Annotated in this window: 13 protein-coding genes and 3 tRNA genes; 14 read left to right on the forward strand and 2 right to left on the reverse strand. The window is 34.6% G+C overall.

Annotation, left to right across the window (positions count from 1 at the left end; genetic code table 11):
- Positions 1-78: 78 nt before the first annotated feature.
- Positions 79-1,353 (forward strand): UDP-N-acetylglucosamine 1-carboxyvinyltransferase, encoded by a 1,275-nt coding sequence (gene murA, locus AAGD29_RS09840; RefSeq protein ID WP_341757993.1) that lies wholly within the window; start codon positions 79-81, stop codon positions 1,351-1,353.
- 192 nt (positions 1,354-1,545) lie between these two features.
- On the opposite strand, the gene AAGD29_RS09845 is transcribed toward murA, so the two are convergent.
- Positions 1,546-2,049 (reverse strand): CarD family transcriptional regulator, encoded by a 504-nt coding sequence (locus AAGD29_RS09845; RefSeq protein WP_341757994.1) that lies wholly within the window; start codon positions 2,047-2,049, stop codon positions 1,546-1,548.
- Positions 2,050-2,979: 930 nt separating this feature from the next.
- On the opposite strand from AAGD29_RS09845, the gene AAGD29_RS09850 reads away from it, so the two are divergent.
- The 11 genes from AAGD29_RS09850 (at position 2,980) to AAGD29_RS09900 (ending at position 13,129) form a co-directional block, all read left to right on the forward strand.
- Positions 2,980-3,054 (forward strand) — tRNA-Cys (locus AAGD29_RS09850).
- Positions 3,055-3,075: 21 nt separating this feature from the next.
- Positions 3,076-4,005: a site-specific tyrosine recombinase XerD gene (locus AAGD29_RS09855; protein ID WP_341757995.1), complete on the forward strand. Its 930-nt coding sequence runs from the start codon at positions 3,076-3,078 to the stop codon at positions 4,003-4,005.
- Between the two features lie 225 nt (positions 4,006-4,230).
- Positions 4,231-5,589, forward strand: coding sequence for a PleD family two-component system response regulator (locus AAGD29_RS09860; RefSeq protein WP_341757996.1), 1,359 nt, complete (start codon positions 4,231-4,233; stop codon positions 5,587-5,589).
- A gap of 104 nt (positions 5,590-5,693) precedes the next feature.
- On the forward strand, positions 5,694-6,197 hold the full coding sequence (locus tag AAGD29_RS09865; protein ID WP_341757997.1) for an RNA pyrophosphohydrolase: 504 nt from the start codon (positions 5,694-5,696) through the stop codon (positions 6,195-6,197).
- Positions 6,198-6,689: 492 nt separating this feature from the next.
- Positions 6,690-6,765 (forward strand) — tRNA-Lys (locus tag AAGD29_RS09870).
- Between the two features lie 125 nt (positions 6,766-6,890).
- Positions 6,891-6,967, forward strand: a tRNA-Ile gene (locus AAGD29_RS09875).
- Positions 6,968-6,983: 16 nt separating this feature from the next.
- Complete coding sequence (locus AAGD29_RS09880; protein WP_341757998.1) at positions 6,984-8,486, forward strand: hypothetical protein; 1,503 nt, start codon at positions 6,984-6,986, stop codon at positions 8,484-8,486.
- 347 nt (positions 8,487-8,833) lie between these two features.
- The gene (gene folE / locus AAGD29_RS09885; protein ID WP_341758797.1) at positions 8,834-9,406 is read left to right on the forward strand and encodes a GTP cyclohydrolase I FolE; all 573 of its coding nucleotides are present in this window, start codon (positions 8,834-8,836) and stop codon (positions 9,404-9,406) included.
- Between the two features lie 14 nt (positions 9,407-9,420).
- A complete protein-coding gene (proS, locus tag AAGD29_RS09890) occupies positions 9,421-10,707 on the forward strand; it encodes a proline--tRNA ligase (protein WP_341757999.1) in 1,287 nt (428 codons plus the stop codon).
- 350 nt (positions 10,708-11,057) lie between these two features.
- Positions 11,058-12,071, forward strand: a complete 1,014-nt coding sequence (locus tag AAGD29_RS09895; RefSeq protein ID WP_341758000.1) for a COX15/CtaA family protein — start codon at positions 11,058-11,060, stop codon at positions 12,069-12,071.
- Between the two features lie 260 nt (positions 12,072-12,331).
- A complete protein-coding gene (locus AAGD29_RS09900) occupies positions 12,332-13,129 on the forward strand; it encodes a pseudouridine synthase (RefSeq protein ID WP_410521213.1) in 798 nt (265 codons plus the stop codon).
- Between the two features lie 481 nt (positions 13,130-13,610).
- Here the strand turns inward: AAGD29_RS09900 and ppdK are convergent, their stop codons facing one another.
- Complete coding sequence (gene ppdK, locus AAGD29_RS09905; protein WP_341758002.1) at positions 13,611-16,271, reverse strand: pyruvate, phosphate dikinase; 2,661 nt, start codon at positions 16,269-16,271, stop codon at positions 13,611-13,613.
- A gap of 469 nt (positions 16,272-16,740) precedes the next feature.
- Here ppdK and truB point away from each other — a divergent pair, with 469 nt between their 5' ends.
- Both truB and rpsO read left to right on the forward strand, forming a co-directional pair.
- Entirely contained in the window at positions 16,741-17,682 is a 942-nt protein-coding gene (gene truB, locus AAGD29_RS09910; RefSeq protein ID WP_341758003.1) for a tRNA pseudouridine(55) synthase TruB, read from the forward strand.
- Positions 17,660-17,929, forward strand: coding sequence for a 30S ribosomal protein S15 (rpsO, locus tag AAGD29_RS09915; RefSeq protein WP_341758004.1), 270 nt, complete (start codon positions 17,660-17,662; stop codon positions 17,927-17,929). Before truB ends, rpsO begins: the two co-directional genes overlap by 23 nt.
- Positions 17,930-17,965: the final 36 nt, after the last annotated feature.

Below are 17,965 nucleotides of genomic sequence, written 5' to 3' on the forward strand. Positions count from 1 at the left end.
TTAAACCTAATTAACTTATACCTGAATTTGATATAACAAGTTATATCAAATTCAAGTTATCCTATATAAGGACCCCCTATGGACAGTTTAATAATTAAGGGTGGTATCCCTCTTGAAGGTAGTATTAGCATTAGTGGGGCTAAAAATTCGGCCTTACCAATTATGACTGCAGCGCTACTTACAGATAAGCTTAGTATTAACAATATTCCCAAGCTTACTGATATTCTCACAATGAAAAAATTACTTGAGAATTTAGGTAGCGTTGTTACTGTAACTGATCATCAAGATCAATTGAGCATGGATATCGACAGCAGCAATATTAATAATTTTACTGCACCATATGATATAGTACGTAAAATGCGTGCTTCTATTTGGGTTCTAGGTCCTCTACTCTCTAGATTTTCTAAAGCTAAGGTTTCCTTACCTGGAGGATGTGCTATAGGTGCTCGACAAGTGGATCTACATGTAGCAGTTCTACAAGCTATGGGGGCAAATATTGACGTCGATCATGGTTATATTAATGCTACAATTAAAGGTAGATTAAAAGCTGTACATTTTGTTTTTAATAAAATATCTGTTGGAGCAACAATTAACGCCATAATGGCTGCTACTTTGGCCGAAGGAGAAACAATATTATTTAACTGTGCTAGAGAACCAGAAATCATTGATCTGTGCCATTGTCTTAGCAAAATGGGTGCAGAAATAGATGGAATTGCTACAAACGAAATAAGAATAATTGGTAGATGTCATTTAAAAAATGTCAATTATTCAATTATGCCGGATCGTATTGAAGCCGGTACTTACATGATTGCTGCTGCTATTACTAAAGGCAATTTAAATATTTACGGAATCAGCAATAATATCGTTGAAAATATAGTATTAAAACTTATTGAAGCTGGTATAGAAATTTTGCCTATTGATAATGGTTTAAGAGTCTCTTATGTAGGTAAATTAAACCCTGTGGACATCCATACAAACCCATATCCAGGTTTTGCAACAGACTTACAAGCTCAGTTTATGAGCCTTATGACTCTTTGCAAAGGTTCTTCTATAATTACAGAAAACATTTTTGAGAATCGCTTTATGCATGTTCCTGAATTATGCAGAATGGGTGCAAATATAACAGTTAACGGAAAGAGTGCTATAATACGGGGTGTACCTTTTTTGACAGGAGCAGAAGTAATGGCAAGTGACCTCAGAGCATCAGTATCCCTAGTATTAGCTGGACTTGCCGCCAACGATACAACAAAAATACACCGAATTTACCACTTAGACCGTGGATACCAAACATTGGAGAAAAAACTAACCAGTTGCGGGGCAAATATAGTACGAATTACTGGAGATAATGTTTAAATAAATTCGTTATATTTAGGTAGAACTTCAAGAATTAAGATTCCCGCGACCTAAAGATCGAAACTACTCCGTTACTCATGTACGTTACGCTGCTCGACTTTGCTACTGCCTAGCTCTTCTTGAAGTTATACTATCGTCTATCAATTCTTGAAATCATAGCAGTGTATCTCCTTGGGGAAATGAGTTTCCAATTTACGCAGCGAGTTTATCTCTCAATACTTCAATTAATTTATTAATTGCTTCCTCGGGATTTATGTTCTCAAGAATTGCAAGCTCCCCAGCTAGCCTATTTAAGGCTGATTCATAAATAGTCCTTTCACTATAAGACCGGTCACTATCAACATTCTTATAGAGATCCCGTACCACTTCTGCTACAGATACTACATTACCAGAATTTATTTTACCCTCATATTCTTGTGCTCTTCTGCTCCACATCCTATTACCTTGCTTAGCTTTACCTTGAAGCGTTGAATATATTACAGCTAAATCAGTTTTACTAACAAGTTTTCTAAGACCCGAAACAGCAGCTCTATTTACCGGTACTTTCAAAGTCATTTTGTCTTGAGGGAACGATATTACATAAACCTTAATATCAGTACCAGCTATGATTTGGTGTTCTACATTTACTATCTCTCCAACTCCATGAGATGGATATACAATTCTTTCTCCTACTTTAAATTCAGACGATGTTGACATGCTTACTCCTTTCCATTATAAAAACTTAGACCATGGTCAATTGATTTGAATTTACGCGAATTCGGGATAACAAGTTATCCCAAATTCGGCTGTATATATAGAAATAATCAGGTTTGAAGCGGCTGCCCACCTGATTGTTAAAATATCATTTGCGTTCAATAGATGATTTTAATAATTAAAATCATCTATTGAACGGTAAAAAAGTTAAAATGTACTCGCAGAACCGCTTCAAGAGTACATTTTTCTTTATATTACAGCTAATTCGGGATAAGAATTATAATTCTTATCCCGAATTAGGGTAATTTGTGTCAGTGAGTTGCAAATAATTAAATCCTAACTATAGATATTTTGCAAATCACAATACTAAAGATAACACTCCCTAAATATACTCGAATGTGACTCCGAATTAGATTTGAAAATGAGGAGAGAACACACTAGACGTACATACGGTACGTGAGTCCTTGATATTTTCAAATAACAATTCTTCGAAACAGAATTAGTATACAATACAGACTAATTTTACCCTGTGGTAGTATAGCATATTTTAGAAGGATAACAAAGTATAAGTTATAAAAAAATATTAGGGCAATTTAAAAGTTACAATCGATAGTTAGTGTAAACATAAGTTTAACCATTCTCAATGTCATTCCCGCGAAGGCATTGTCCGCGTGGATCAAAAAGCCAACGTAAGTAATGGTACTTACAGGATCAAAAACGATGTCATTCCTAGCTAAAAGCGGGAATCCAAAAAATAGCCTGCAAAGGCTATTAGATATTATAGATTCCTCACCGAAGCGGGAATGACATTGTTGATAGCTAATGCTTCTATATATATTAACTACTGATTGTGACTTTTAAATTACCCTGCCTAAAACAAAAGAAAAATAAGTTGCCTTTTGCTCTAATATTGGTTAGGATCTAAAGCCTTTAGGCTAGGTAGCAAAGTGGTAATGCCGTGGACTGCAAATCCTCAATGCGCCGGTTCGATTCCGGCCCTGGCCTCCATTAAAACAAACTGTACGTAATATGGTAGAGTTTATCGAACAATTCCTAGAAATGATGATAGCGGAGCGTGGTGTAGCTAATAATTCTGTACTTGGCTACAAAGGTGATCTGTTAGATTTTCAGAAATTTTTATCACAGAATAAATTGTTAGAGCTGAATATTAAAGCTGAAAATATTAGAGACTGGATAGAATATTTGGCGGGAAATGGCTTGCAGGCAAGATCAATTAACCGGAAGATATCTACTATAAAAAACTATTATGAATTTTTAATTAGCGAAAAGCATACCAATTATAATCCTGCTTTGATGGTAGATCTACCAAGATATCAAACTAAACTTCCTTCTACATTATCAATTGATAAAATCAAAGATTTACTTTTCTATTGTGATCAAGACAAAAATCCTGATTCCATACGCCTAAAAGCAATGATTCATTTATTATATGCAAGTGGGTTACGTGTTTCTGAGCTTGTCAGTATAAGGTTAACTGATATTTTAGTAAATCAAATGTCCCAAAATATTAGAAAAATATTTTCAATAATCGGTAAAGGTAATAAAGAAAGAATGGTGATAATCAATGAACAGGCTACCATGAGTTTGTCTGATTATTTAACTATTCATAGTAAATTTATAAGCAAAAAACACCCTAAAAGTCAAATTTATTTATTTTGTTCTTCTTCAACTAGTGGTCATATGACTAGGCAGAATTTTGCAATTCTGTTAAAACAAGCATCTATTAAGGCTGGGCTAGACCCAAGTAATATCTCTCCACATACTTTACGTCACAGTTTTGCAAGCCATTTGCTAGAAGGCGGTGCAGATCTTAGGGTAATTCAAGAACTGCTTGGACATGCTGATATTAGTACTACCCAAATCTACACACATATACAAACAAAGCATCTAAAACAGGCTTTGGATCGTCATCCTCTTAAATCATCTATACTCAAATGATTTAAAGAATTAGAGCGTAATTTTTAACAGGGTAGTTAATTTTACTGAAGAATTAGCTTTTATGTAGATAGGGCTAGTATTTTAAATAAGTTTTGAGTAATATTACTTAGTGCTATGAAAAATTATGCTAAAATAAAAAAAATTTTTTCCAAGAAACATGAGACCTATTACAAAATTCACTTACGTGTAAGGATTTGAAGAGTCTGTAGAAAAATATATTACTTTATGACAGCCAATGTACTAGTAGTTGATGATATAGAATCAAATGTTAAATTACTGGAAGCTAAACTTTTAGGAGAATATTACACAGTCTTTACTGCCAGTAACGGCAAAGATGCATTGGATGTTCTTGCTCTTAATAGAATTGATATTGTATTGCTTGACGCCATGATGCCTAATATAGATGGATTTGAAACCTGCAAACGAATTAAGTCTAATCCTTACACTATTCATATACCAGTTATTATGGTTACGGCCCTTTCTGATACTGAGGATCGCATAAAAGGTCTTGAAGCTGGAGCTGATGAATTCTTAACAAAACCTATTGATGACACTGCTCTTTTTGCAAGGGTACGATCTCTTGCTAGAATGAAGGCGGTTATTGATGAACTCAAACTTAGAAACACTACTAATGCTGAATTAGGTGGTGACGTTATAGAGATAAAAGATAATTTTTCAGATAGTAAAATACTTTTAGTTAACGATGATATAGTGCAGGCAAGAAACATAAATAAAATGCTTCTAAGCCTTACCCCCAATATCAAAATAATATCTGATATCAATGAATTGGAGAAAGATACCGAATATACCCCGGATTTAGTAATTATCAGCTGCCAATTAGAGCAAGGAGATCCTTTAAGAATAAGCGTGATGTTACGGTCTGATGCTAAATTCCACGATACGGTACTCATATTACAAGCTGAAGAAGAAAATACATCGATAGTTATCAAAGGTTTAGAGCTGGGTATTAATGATTATTTTACATACCCAGTAGATAAAAACGAGCTATTAGCTAGAATCAGAACTCAATTGAAAAGAAAACATTACCAAGATACTTTACGCAATGATTTAGAGTTAAGCGTAAATTTGTCGATCAAAGATGGTTTGACAGGCATATTTAATCGTCATTATTTTGATACACACATAAAGCAAATGGTAAAAAAATCTACTGATAGTAAAAGACCTTTATGCTTACTTATGTGTGATATTGATCATTTTAAGCAAGTTAATGACACTTATGGTCATCAAGCAGGAGACATAGTGCTAAAAACCATTGCTAATGTTCTGAAGAGTATTTTTAGGGTTACAGACTTGGTTGCTAGATATGGTGGAGAGGAGTTTGCTATCCTTTTAAATGACATAACGATTGACGAAGCTATGTATATAGCACAGCGTGCAAGAACAAGAGAGGAGTCTATCGATTTTAAAGTTAAAACACAAAAAGATCCTATTAAGAAAACTATCTCCATAGGAGTAACTGAATATAAAATGGGGGAATCTATTAGTGATTTTATAGAACGTGCCGATAAAGCTCTGTATCAAGCAAAGGAGGACGGAAGAAATAAAGTGATAAGAATAATTTAGATACACAAATGAAGATTAATCAGGTATATTAAATTTATTGTAACACTAGCTTATGAGAGGGTAATTCTTAAATAAGTCTACCTTTCATATAAAAACCTAAGATCATGAAAAATGAAACTATTTCTAAATGTTATCGTGAGTTGCCATATAGACCAAGTGTAGGCATGATGATAATAGATAGTACTAATAGAGTATTTGTTGGTAAAAGAATAGATACTAAAATACCAGCTTGGCAAATGCCTCAAGGTGGTATAGATCTAGGAGAAACGCCCAGTGTTGCTGCCCTTAGAGAAATGTTCGAAGAGATAGGTTGTAATAAAGGTTATATTATTGCAGAAAGCAAATATTGGTATAGTTATGATGTACCTAAAATTTTAATACCTAAATTATGGGATGGTAATTTCCGAGGTCAAAAACAAAAATGGTTTCTAATTAGGTTTACTGGTACTAACGAAGATATTAATATTAATACTCGTAACCCAGAGTTTGAGGAATGGCGTTGGGCTAGGTTTGATGAGTTATTGTCAATTATAATTCCCTTTAAACGCAAGCTTTATAAAGCTGTAGTTAAGGAATTTGCCCCTATCGTTCATGATATAGTCAATTGATGATAAGTAGGTAGCGTTGTCTTCTCAATTGACTCATGTACGCTCTGCTGCTCGACTTTGACACTCCTAGCTCTTCTTGAAGTTATACTCTCGTCTACCAACTCTTGAAATCATAGCAGTATATCTGTTAATGTTATCTTAACCTCAGTTCGATGTAACAAGTTAATACTAGACCCAGTATCATCTCTATTGTGGGTGATGTCACCCCTGCGTAGGCAGGGGTCTAAAGAAGTAGCAAGGATTAAGTGCTTAAACATTTTTAGATCCCTGCCTTCGCAGGGATGACATAATGGCGAGTAGGGATGACATCATCCCTAATGGCGATGATTACTTGAGCCTACTATTAATTTATTACATCGATACTCGAGGTTATTTACTAAAATTAAGTGTTGACAAGATAACATTTTTAAACGATAAAGTAAAGCTTGTTATACATAGCTCTTAAGCATGGATTCCCGCTTTTAGCTAGGAATGATATCGAGAGCGTATTTAGGGCTCGTAGCTCAGCTGGTAGAGCACTTGACTTTTAATCAGGTTGTCCCGGGTTCGAATCCCGGCGAGCCCACCACTTTAGGGTACTTAAAACCATAAACATATCTGCGTATGTTGGGTTTATAATCCCAAGTGAAGCCAGCTAAAAAAGTATATCTGATGCATGACACTGCTAACACTTGAAATGCTAAGGGTATTAATGGGTTTGTAGCTCAGCTGGTTAGAGCACACGCCTGATAAGCGTGAGGTCGGAAGTTCAAGTCTTCTCAAACCCACCATTCGTAAGTATTCTTTATGAATCTTGAGAATATAATTCCACAATTAAGCCGTAATAAGTTAGCTATTTACTGGCTTAGAAATGGTATATTTTCGCTTGCTCTTGCTGGGGTGTATTCAATAATATTGGTAATGCTCCGTACTCCAATCTTAGTTAACTTATTTCTAAATACAGAAATTTTTCGATCAGCTTTGGTTATTCATGTTAATTTATCAATCCTAGTTTGGTTGATGTCAGTTACAGCATGTGTTTGGAGCTATAATTTAGAGTCGATGACTTTCAGCATAACATGTGTAATAATAGCATTTATTTCTACTGCACTAATAGCTTTATCACCATTTTGTGGGCAAAATTTTCCCGTAATGAACAATTACATACCAATGCTGGAGAATATAATATTTATTCTCGGAATTAGTTTGTTTGGTGTATCTGTATTGTTATTTGCCTTATATACATTATGGAACTGTTGCAAAATATCTTACTTTAACTCCCTCATTAATTTTACTATTCTTTCTACTGCAATAATGTGGGTGTTAGTATGGGTATGTTTTATTTGGTCTTATTGCCAATTACAAGAAATTATTAAACTTGTACCAGTTGATATAGAATTTTACTATGAATTGCTTTTTTGGAGCGGCGGGCATTTATTACAATTTATTTATACGCAAATTTTGATATTAGTGATGACAGTGTTATTCCATGTTTGGATAGGTAAGGAATTAAGATTTAAAAAGTTGTACCTTGCACTATTATATTTAAATTTTGTTATAAGTGCAGCTATTAGTGGACACTTATTATATGATATTATAGATGCTGAATTCAAAGAATATTACACTAAACAAATGAAATATGGAGGAGGAATAGCACCGGTTTTGTCTTTGATAGTAATGTTTTATGAGTTAGTTACAGTTAATCCGACTAACATTACTCCGTCATTGCGAGGAGATACTTTAGTAGCGACGAAGCAATCTAGAACATTGATTAGAAATGGATTGCTTCGTCGTGCTTATGCACTTCTCGCAATGACGGACACCAGTTTACTATGGATAAATACTAATAGTCGGGTTAGTTATATAAAGACAACCATAATTTGCTCCAGTATGTTATTTCTGTCCGGAGGATTTATTGGTATATTAATTACAGGTATGAATGTCACTATTCCTGCACACTATCATGGTTCAATTGTCGGGATCAGTGTAGCTTTTATGGGTTTCTGCTTTCTTTTATGTGACGATAAACAGCAGAAGAATTCATATTTTTCAGCAGCAATTATGACGATAACTATAGGGCAGATGTTACATATTATAGCTCTGCTCTTTGCTGGTGGGTATGGAGTGTTACGCAAAACACCTTGGGTAGAAATGCCGGTTACCAATAAGTTACTTATGGGCATCATGGGTGGTGGAGGCGGGATTGCTATTGTTGGTGGCTTGATGTTTGTTATTATTTGTGGTAGAAGGATCTTGTTTAAACGCGAATTCGGGATAAGAATTTGCCAATTCTTATCCCGAATTCGGTGAAGTTATAGATTGCTTCGTCGACCTACGGTCTCCTCGCAATGACGTTTTATAGACGTATATGTCATTGCGAGCGAACGTACGTGAGCGTGGCAATCCATGAAGCTTGTCATATCGAAACAATCAGATTTGAGACGGCTCTGCATCTGATTGTTAAATTAATATTTTGCTAAAAACATGATTTTAAAAGATTAAAATCATGTTTTTAGCTTTAGAAAGGTTTAAAATGCATTCGCGTTAGCCGCTTTAAGAATGCATTTTTCCTTATGTTAAAGCTGATTCGGGATAAGAATTAACTAATTCTTATCCCGAATTGGGGTGTTTAAGTAACTGGAATAAAAATAATGGACTTGAAAAAACCTACTGCAAAAGAAGCCAAAGAGGCAGTTAAAACTTTATTACGATTTATTGGTGAAGATCCAAATAGGGAAGGGCTACTAAAAACTCCTGATAGAGTAATAAAAACTTACCAAGAAGTGTTTTCTGGGTATGATAGAGATGTGGAAGAAATATTAACGACTAAATTTTATGATACTTGTAACTTTCAGGATTTCATAGTATTAAAAGACATACATTTTAATTCATTTTGTGAACATCATATGTTACCGATAACTGGTACGGTAAATATAGCTTATATACCTGATAATTGTATAATAGGTATCAGCAAGCTCGCTAGGATAGTTGATGTTTTTGCTAGGAGACTACAGATTCAAGAAAAGATGACTGTACAAATTGCTGAAACATTACAGAAATATATTAAGCCCCTAGGTGTTGCGGTTAAGATTTCTGCATTACATAGCTGTATGACTCTTAGGGGAGTTATGCAGAATGATAGTATTATGAATACTATGCATTATACTGGCATATATGTAGAGCAGCAGAAGTACCGCCACGAATTCCTAAATATTATTTCCAAAAAATAATCCAAGGTAAACTCATGTTACTATCAAAATATTTTTTACCTGTGCTGAAGGAAGAACCAGTGGAGGCACAAGTGGTTTCTCATCGGTTGATGCTTAGAAGCGGTATGATAAGACAGCAATCTGCTGGGATTTATAGCTGGTTGCCGATAGGCTTAAAAGCCCTTAAAAATGTTGAAAATATCGTTCGACTTAATATGAACAAGGTAGGTGCTATTGAAATATTAATGCCTTGTATTCAACCAGCATCTTTATGGGTGGAATCTGGAAGATTTGAGAATTATGGCAAAGAAATGCTAAAATTCCAAGATCGCCATGATAATACGTTATTGTTTGGGCCTACTAATGAAGACATGGTTACTGATATTTTTAGAAATAATATTCAGTCCTATAAGGATTTGCCAAAAAACTTATATCATATTCAATGGAAATTTAGGGATGAAATTAGACCTCGCTTTGGGGTTATGCGTGGTAGAGAATTCTTAATGAAAGATGCATATACTTTTGATATAGATCAAATAAGTGCTGTAAAAACCTATAATCAGATGTATCTAGCCTATATGCAAACATTTCGTGATATGGGTTTAACTGTAATTCCAGTACTTGCTGATAATGGTCCAATTGGTGGCAATTTAAGCCACGAGTTCCATATTCTTGCTGATAATGGTGAGAGTACAATTTTTTATGATAAAAAATTCCTATCTTTAACAGACCAGGAAAGTTTAGATATTGAAAAATTACAAACCTTATATGCGGCAGCAGAAGAAAAACATGACCCTGATAAATGCCTGTTATCAGAACATGATCTTGCCAGTAGTAAGAGTATTGAAGTTGGGCATATTTTTTATATTGGCACAAAATATGCCAAAGCCATGAATGCTTTAGTAAATAGTAATAATGGTAATCTTGTGCCAGTGGAAATGAGTTCTTACGGTATTGGTATTTCAAGACTTTTAGCTGCCATAATCGAATCAAGTCACGATGATAAAGGGATTATATGGCCTACAAATATTGCTCCTTTTATGGTATCAATATTAAATTTGAACATACTTGATAGCAAATGCAATGAACTATCACAAAATCTATATGATAAACTTGTGGCAAGTAAAATAGAAGTATTATACGATGATACCAATGAAAGAGCCGGTAGCAAATTTGCCACCCATGATCTTATAGGATCACCGTACCAAATAATTATTGGTCCTAAAAAAGCTGGCAACAATGTGGTCGAACTAAAAGGTCGGAAAACAGGAAAAATAGAAGAATTAGATGTTGGTACTGTTATTGATAGAATATTGAGGTAAAAAACACCAACGTAAGTAATGGACTTACGTTGGTATTTTTAATTCATGAAATAAAGCAGGGTAATTTAAAAGTCATAATTAATAGTTGTTATAGATATAAACTCAACCACCATCGATGTCATTCCCGCGTAGGCGGGAATCCATAATACTTAATAGTCTTTCAGGCTATTTTTTTAGATCCCAGCTTTCGCTGGGATGACATCAAGTACATATTAAGCACTTTTTCCCTTATCTATTAGGCTTACAACCCGACTTTTAAATTGTCCTGCCCATAATGAAAAAGAGTATTAGTGGACGATAAAAATCTGTTATATTATGCTATATTATAGATATTAAAGGTAGCGGGTCTAATGTCACACATATTAGTAAAGCGTTGGTTGGTGGTATGCTGCTGCATGGTAATATTTATGATTTTTTTAGGAGGTCTCACTAGGCTTACTGATGCTGGTTTATCAATTGTTGAATGGAAACCGGTTTCAGGTGTCGTTCCCCCGCTGGGTAATGCTGACTGGCAGGATGAATTTGCTAAATATCAACAATCTGTCGAATATAAGCAAAAAAATACTAATATGACTATCTCAGAGTTTAAATTTATTTTTTGGCTTGAATTTATTCACCGTTTTGCTGGCAGAGTAGCAGGTTTGTTGTATCTAGTACCATTACTGTATTTTTTTATACGTGGACGGATTGATACAAGGTTACTGCCTGTATATTTGGCGATATTGTTATTATTTGCAGTCCAAGGATTTATGGGCTGGTATATGGTGAAAAGTGGTCTAATTTTGCAGCCATATGTCAGTCATTTTCGTTTAGCTTGTCATTTGGTTATTGCAGTTATTATCTATAATTTACTGTTCTATCAGCTGATGAAAAATAGTTTTGATATTTTACTAGTTGAACGGACAATAAGTTTAAATTTAGCAAAATTCTTTTGTATATTAACTATTATTATAGTTTATATACAGATTTTTTTAGGTGGTCTAGTTGCAGGTCTTGATGCAGGGCTTGTATATAATAGCTTTCCGTTAATGGGGAATAGTTTTATACCTCAAGAAATAGCTTTTAAACTACTGAGTAGAGATAGTTTAAGTGATGCTGTTTTTGTTCAGTTTATCCATAGAATTGGAGCATATATTGTTTGTACTAGTGTTGGTTTGTTGGTGTTGAGTCTAATAAAAACCAAGCATCCTAAATTAAACAAAGTTGCTTATTATATTGTTGGTGTACTGATATTACAAATGTTAGCTGGCATAATTACCATTTTATATTCAGTACCTATATTAATGGCCTTAGTGCATCAGATTTTTGCTATTATACTATTATCATGTATATTATGGGGGTATTTTTTGTTAAAGAGTAGCTAGTGGCAATATTAAATGTAGATATAGAACTACCTTGTAGGTTGGATCGTTACTTGAAGAAATTATATCCTAGCCTTACCCAAGGGATGGTTGAGCGTGCCTTAAGGTTTAAACAGATAATGGTTAATTCTTGTAAGGTAGCGGCAAATTTGCGAATAAATGCCGGTGATCAAATTTTTATAGAGGATAGTTTAAATTTAGAACCTCAAAAAGCTTCTGATAGGGTTTTTTCGAGTTCGGCAGTTATACTAGCCGGTAAGTTAATGAAGGATTACCTAGTTTATCAGGATGAGTGGCTTATAGCAATTAATAAGCCGGTAGGTCTTGCAACCCAAGGTGGTAGTAAAATAAGCCTATCTATAGATGATGCATTACAATATTTAAATAGCCAAGGGGCAGATTTTAAACTAGTACATAGGTTAGATAAAGATACTTCAGGTATATTACTAATCGCTAAAAATTATGCGAGTAGTATAAAATTAGTGAAAGCCTTTAAGGAAAAGAATATTCAGAAAACCTATATTGCCGTAGTTTTAGGTAACCTTCCGCAACATGAAGGAGAAATTAGTGGTATGATAGGGAAGAATAGGGGAGGGGCGTATGAGACTGTACAAAATGATGAAGAACATGGCAAGTTAGCCATAACTCGCTATAAATTACTGAAAAACTTAAATAGACCTCTTGCAGAATTCGCTTCTGCTAGGGAATTTGCAGGAGCCACGGAACGCAGAACCGCAGCGTACTTAAGCGTACGTGAGGATTCGAGTACCGGAGCGACGCACAAATTACCAGCAGAAGTAGAATTATGCAAGAGGTCTATTAATGGTTTGATGCTGGTTGAGTTCGCTCCTCTTACTGGCAGGATGCATCAACTTCGATTTCATGCGAAAATGCTGGGTTGTCCCATAATAGGTGACACAAAATATGGCACTCAAGAAGCAATAGCTTTGTCCAAGGAAATGTTATTACATGCCAAAAGAATAATCTTACCAGAGAAAATATTTGGTAAAGAAATAATAATTAATATAGATTTACCGGGATATTTTTACCCACATTTCTAGGTTTATAGGATGTCATATATATACCCTAGCTAACCTCAAATATTGATGTAATAAATTAATAGTAGGCTCAAGTAATCATCGCCATTAGGGATGATGTCACCGCCATTATGTCATCCCAGCACCTTCGGATGTCACCCCTGCGTAAGCAGGGGTCTAAAAAATAGCATAGATAGGTATATTATGTAGTTTTAGATCCCAGCTTTCGCTGGGATGACATAATGGCAAGCAGGGGTGATATCCATACCCTACATTTTTCTATAATCGTCATCGCGAGGCATCTTTAGATGCCGTGGCGATCCAAGTAAACAGCGAAGCTGTTTTTTCTAGTACGCTTCGCGTATCCTGGATTGCCGCGTCGCCGCTTTCAGCGACTCCTCGCTAATAGACGATCAGCAGCCATTTTAATAGTGGTTATATAAAAAATGTAGGGTACTATGGGTGATATCTGAAGGTGCAGGGATGACACCCTAGTCTATTAATCTTACATCAATACTTGAGCTAGCTCCGCCTTTATTTCCGCTTGAGCTGCAGCAATCCTTGCGATAGGAATACGGTATGGTGAACAGGATATATAATGTAAACCAATTTTATGAAAAAACTCTATAGAATCAGGATTGCCCGCATGTTCTCCGCATACGCCAAGTTTTAATGTAGGGTTGTTTTTTAGCCCGCGTTTTATAGCAATTTCTATTAACTCACCAACCCCTTCCTCATCCAATTTACTAAAAGGATCAAATGCAAAGATTTTTTTTTCCAAATAGTCTGGAAAAAATGACGCTACATCATCTCTAGAAATGCCGTAAGTTGTTTGTGTTAAATCGTTGGTACCAAAGCTAAAGTAATCTACCTGCTTGGCAATTTCTCCAGCTTTTAAAGCAGCTCTTGGTAACTCGATCATAGTACCAAGAGTAAAATTAAACTTACATTGGTTAGTATTCTCCATGTCAATGATCACGTCTTGTATATGTATCTTTAAAGCTTTTAGCTCATTAACGTCACTGATTAAAGGAATCATTAACTCTAGAATAATATTTATATTTTCTTCAATTTGCAATTCTCTGATAGCAGTAAAAATTGCCATTATTTGCATTTGATAAATCTCAGGATAAGAAATACCTAGGCGACATCCTCTATGTCCAAGCATGGGGTTCACTTCATATAATGCGTGCAAACGTTGTTCCACAACAGCTAAAGGTAGATTCATAACATCTGCTAAGTTTCTTTTATCAATCTCTGTTGTTGGCAAAAATTCATGTAAAGGAGGGTCAAGTAGTCTTATATTTACGGCTTTACCATGCATAATTTGAAATAATGCCTTAAAATCTCGAATTTGTAAGGGCAATAATTTATTTATCGCAAGTTTTCTCCGTTCTATATCAGGAGCAATTATCATTTCTCGTACTAATGGAATTTTATCAGGGTCAAAAAACATATGTTCTGTTCTACATAGTCCAATTCCACATGCCCCAAATTTCATGGAAACACCAGCATCTAAAATAGTTTCAGCATTGGCTCTAACTTTTAAAGTAGCAAATTCATCTGCCCAATCTAGAATTGTTTGAAATTCCTTAGTAAAACTAGGCTGAATAAGTGGTACTTCCCCTAAAAAAATTTTTCCTGTTCCACCATCTATAGTTATTAAGTCACCATAATTAATGATAGTTTCTCCTATTTTAAAGAGCTGTTTTTTTTCATCTATTACCACATCACTTGCCCCGCAAACACATGGTTTTCCTAGTCCTCTAGCGACTACAGCCGCATGTGATGTCATTCCACCTCTAGCTGTAAGAATACCGGCTGAAACATACATGCCATTTATATCTTCAGGACTAGTATCATGGCGTACCAAAATTACTTTATGGTGATGCGACATTTTCTCGGCATCATATGGAGAAAAAACTACTATACCAGTAGCAGCCCCAGGAGATGCTGGTAGTCCCTTAGCAATGGGGCTTAGAATATTGCTATAATCAATAGCCGTGTGCAGAAGTTGAGTTAGCGATTCCGGATCTACACGCATTATTGCTTGTTGTTTAGTAATCAGTCCTTCTTGTACCATATCCGTGGCAATTTTAATACTGGCTAAAGCTGTTCTTTTAGCAGTACGTGTTTGCAAGATATAGAATTTACCATTTTCCACGGTAAATTCTATATCTTGTATATCCAAGTAATGTAGTTCTAACTTCTTACAAATTTCCTGTAATTGATCAAATATTTGTGGCATAACTGTTTGCATTGAGCAATCAAGATTATGATCGTTTGACATAATAGGGCTTGGAGTTCTTGTCCCTGACACTACATCTTCACCTTGGGCGTTTACTAGATATTCGCCAAAAAGTTTATTTTCACCAGTTGCAGGGCAACGTGAAAATACTACACCTGTTGCAGAATTATTGTTTTGATTACCAAAAACCATTGACTGTACATTAATTGCTGTACCCCAATTATTGGGTATATTATGTAGCTTTCTATAAGTTATTGCTCTATCACTTGTCCAAGATTTTAATACGGCTTTTATTGATTCTTCTAGTTGTGTATATGGGTCAAAAAACGATTCACCACAATGATTAAAGATTATCTTTTTAAACTCTTCAACTATTATTCTTAGGAAATCCCCAGTAATTTCGTTCTCTTGATAAATATTACATTTGCTCTTATGCATTTCAAATGCATTCTTAAATAATCCGTTTGAAACGGATAATACTGTTGATCCGTACATTTCTAAGAATCTTCGGTAGCTGTCAAGAGCAAAAATTTCATTTCCAGTACTGGATAGCACATCGCAAACTTGATCATTATACCCAAGATTAAGTATAGTATCCATCATGCCGGGCATAGAAGCTCTTGAGCCTGAACGGACGGATAGTAGTAGTGGATTTTTATGATCCCCAAAAATCTTACCAGTAGTATTTTCTAAATTTTTAACAGCTACCGCTAAGTCCTTATTAAAATTTTCAGGCAAATTGTAATTATTTTTATAAAAATAATTACAAAGTTCTGTAGTAATAGTAAAACCATCGGGAATAGGTAAATTTAAGTTAGACATCTCAGCAAGACCAGCTCCTTTACTACCAAGTATGTCTTTCATTTGGGCATTGCCTTCCCCGCCGTTAGTACCAAAATAATAGATCCATTTGTTCATAAATACCGAAACAACTTACGCGAGTTCGGGATAACAAGTTATCCCAAATTCGGCTGTATATATAGAAACAATCAGGTTTGAAGCGGCTGCCCACCTGATTGTTAAAATATCATTTGCGTTCAATAGATGATTTTAATTATTAAAATCATCTATTGAACGGTAAAAAAGTTAAAATGTACTCGCAGAACCGCTTCAAGAGTACATTTTTCTTTATATCACAGCTAATTCGGGATAAGAATTATAATTCTTATCCCGAATTAGAGTAACTTCTAAGATAGCTATTATATAATATGGCTGGATAAGCTGCAATGTTTAAATGCCCTGTGTACCCAAATCATAAAGTTTAGGCTACATAAGAACCATTATTACTATAATATGCAAAAGAAAAATAGTGTTTTTTTCATAGGATAGCATTATGCTAAGATTTAAATTACTCTTATGCTAACAGTATTCGTAAATAACCGAACAAATGACGTTTTACCTTAATAATTGCTGGCTTAATATTTATAAACCTAAAGGTATAAGCTCAGCAAAGCTTGTTTCTATCATTAAGAAAAACCTTTTAGGGGCTAAAGTTGGTCATTGCGGGACTTTGGATGTTGAAGCTGAAGGTGTATTACCTTTGGCAATTGGTGAAGCAACAAAATTAGTACGAGTTCTAGTAGATGCAAAGAAAACTTACATTTTTACGGTGCAGTTTGGTAGGCAAACTGATACAGCAGATGCTTCAGGTAAAATAATAAAGGTTACTGATAATATTCCCACTTCAATTGATTGCCATAATATATGTAAAAAATTCATAGCTACAATAAAACAACGTCCTCCTGCCTTTTCTGCTATAAAAGTTAACGGTATTAGATCTTATAAATTAGCACGAGAAGATTTGGTAGTAGAATTAACTCCTCGAAATATTGAAATATATAATTTAGAATGTCTTAATTTCAACCACCAAAATAATCAAGCTACTTATAAGGTTGAATGCTCTAAAGGGACTTATGTAAGGACTCTAGCAGAAGATATTGCTTTATCCTTGCAAAGTTTAGGATTTGTGGTAGAATTACAGCGTACTAAAGTTGGAATATTTACAGCATGCAATGCTATTAAATTAATAGAACTTGATATACAAAAGCAAGAAATGAAACAGTTTCTTGCAGAAAAAGCTATAAAGATTGAAGCGGTACTGGACGACATCCTGGTGCTTGATGCTACTACTGACCAAGCTAAGAAAATCATTCATGGTCAGAAATGCTATTTTGATTATCCTGAAAATATTGAATTAATTTGGATTCGATATCATGGCTCTCTTTTAGCAATTGGTAGCTTGAGTGAAAATTGCTTTAATTCTTTTCGAGTATTTAACCTAATAAAAATAAACATGGAGATTAATGATGTCGATTACAGCACAGCGTAAGCAGCAATTAATTACAGAATATGCTACTAAAGAAAACGATACTGGTTCTAGTGAAGTACAATGTGCAATTCTAACCGAAAGAATCAATAACTTAACAGGGCATTTTAAAACTAATCACAAAGATTTTTCTTCGAGAAGAGGATTATTGATGTTAGTTGGTCGTAGGCGTCGATTGTTGGATTATATTAAGAAGCAAAGTCTAAGCAGATATTTGTCGTTGATTAATAAACTAGGAATAAGAAAGTAAAATAAAGCCCGGTCAAAAAATCAAAATTTTAGCCGG

The organism is Candidatus Tisiphia endosymbiont of Ditula angustiorana (assembly GCF_964026425.1).
Lineage (GTDB): Bacteria > Pseudomonadota > Alphaproteobacteria > Rickettsiales > Rickettsiaceae > Tisiphia.

Bases quoted from the DNA above. Each gene is read 5' to 3' on its own strand.
- murA (WP_341757993.1), top strand. From the start codon at position 79: ATGGACAGTTTAATAATTAAGGGTGGTATCCCTCTTGAAGGTAGTATT.
- AAGD29_RS09845 (WP_341757994.1), bottom strand. From the start codon at position 2,049: ATGTCAACATCGTCTGAATTTAAAGTAGGAGAAAGAATTGTATATCCA.
- AAGD29_RS09855 (WP_341757995.1), top strand. From the start codon at position 3,076: ATGGTAGAGTTTATCGAACAATTCCTAGAAATGATGATAGCGGAGCGT.
- AAGD29_RS09860 (WP_341757996.1), top strand. From the start codon at position 4,231: ATGACAGCCAATGTACTAGTAGTTGATGATATAGAATCAAATGTTAAA.
- AAGD29_RS09865 (WP_341757997.1), top strand. From the start codon at position 5,694: ATGAAAAATGAAACTATTTCTAAATGTTATCGTGAGTTGCCATATAGA.
- AAGD29_RS09880 (WP_341757998.1), top strand. From the start codon at position 6,984: ATGAATCTTGAGAATATAATTCCACAATTAAGCCGTAATAAGTTAGCT.
- proS (WP_341757999.1), top strand. From the start codon at position 9,421: ATGTTACTATCAAAATATTTTTTACCTGTGCTGAAGGAAGAACCAGTG.
- AAGD29_RS09895 (WP_341758000.1), top strand. From the start codon at position 11,058: ATGTCACACATATTAGTAAAGCGTTGGTTGGTGGTATGCTGCTGCATG.
- AAGD29_RS09900 (WP_410521213.1), top strand. From the start codon at position 12,332: ATGAAGGATTACCTAGTTTATCAGGATGAGTGGCTTATAGCAATTAAT.
- ppdK (WP_341758002.1), bottom strand. From the start codon at position 16,271: ATGAACAAATGGATCTATTATTTTGGTACTAACGGCGGGGAAGGCAAT.
- truB (WP_341758003.1), top strand. From the start codon at position 16,741: ATGACGTTTTACCTTAATAATTGCTGGCTTAATATTTATAAACCTAAA.
- rpsO (WP_341758004.1), top strand. From the start codon at position 17,660: ATGTCGATTACAGCACAGCGTAAGCAGCAATTAATTACAGAATATGCT.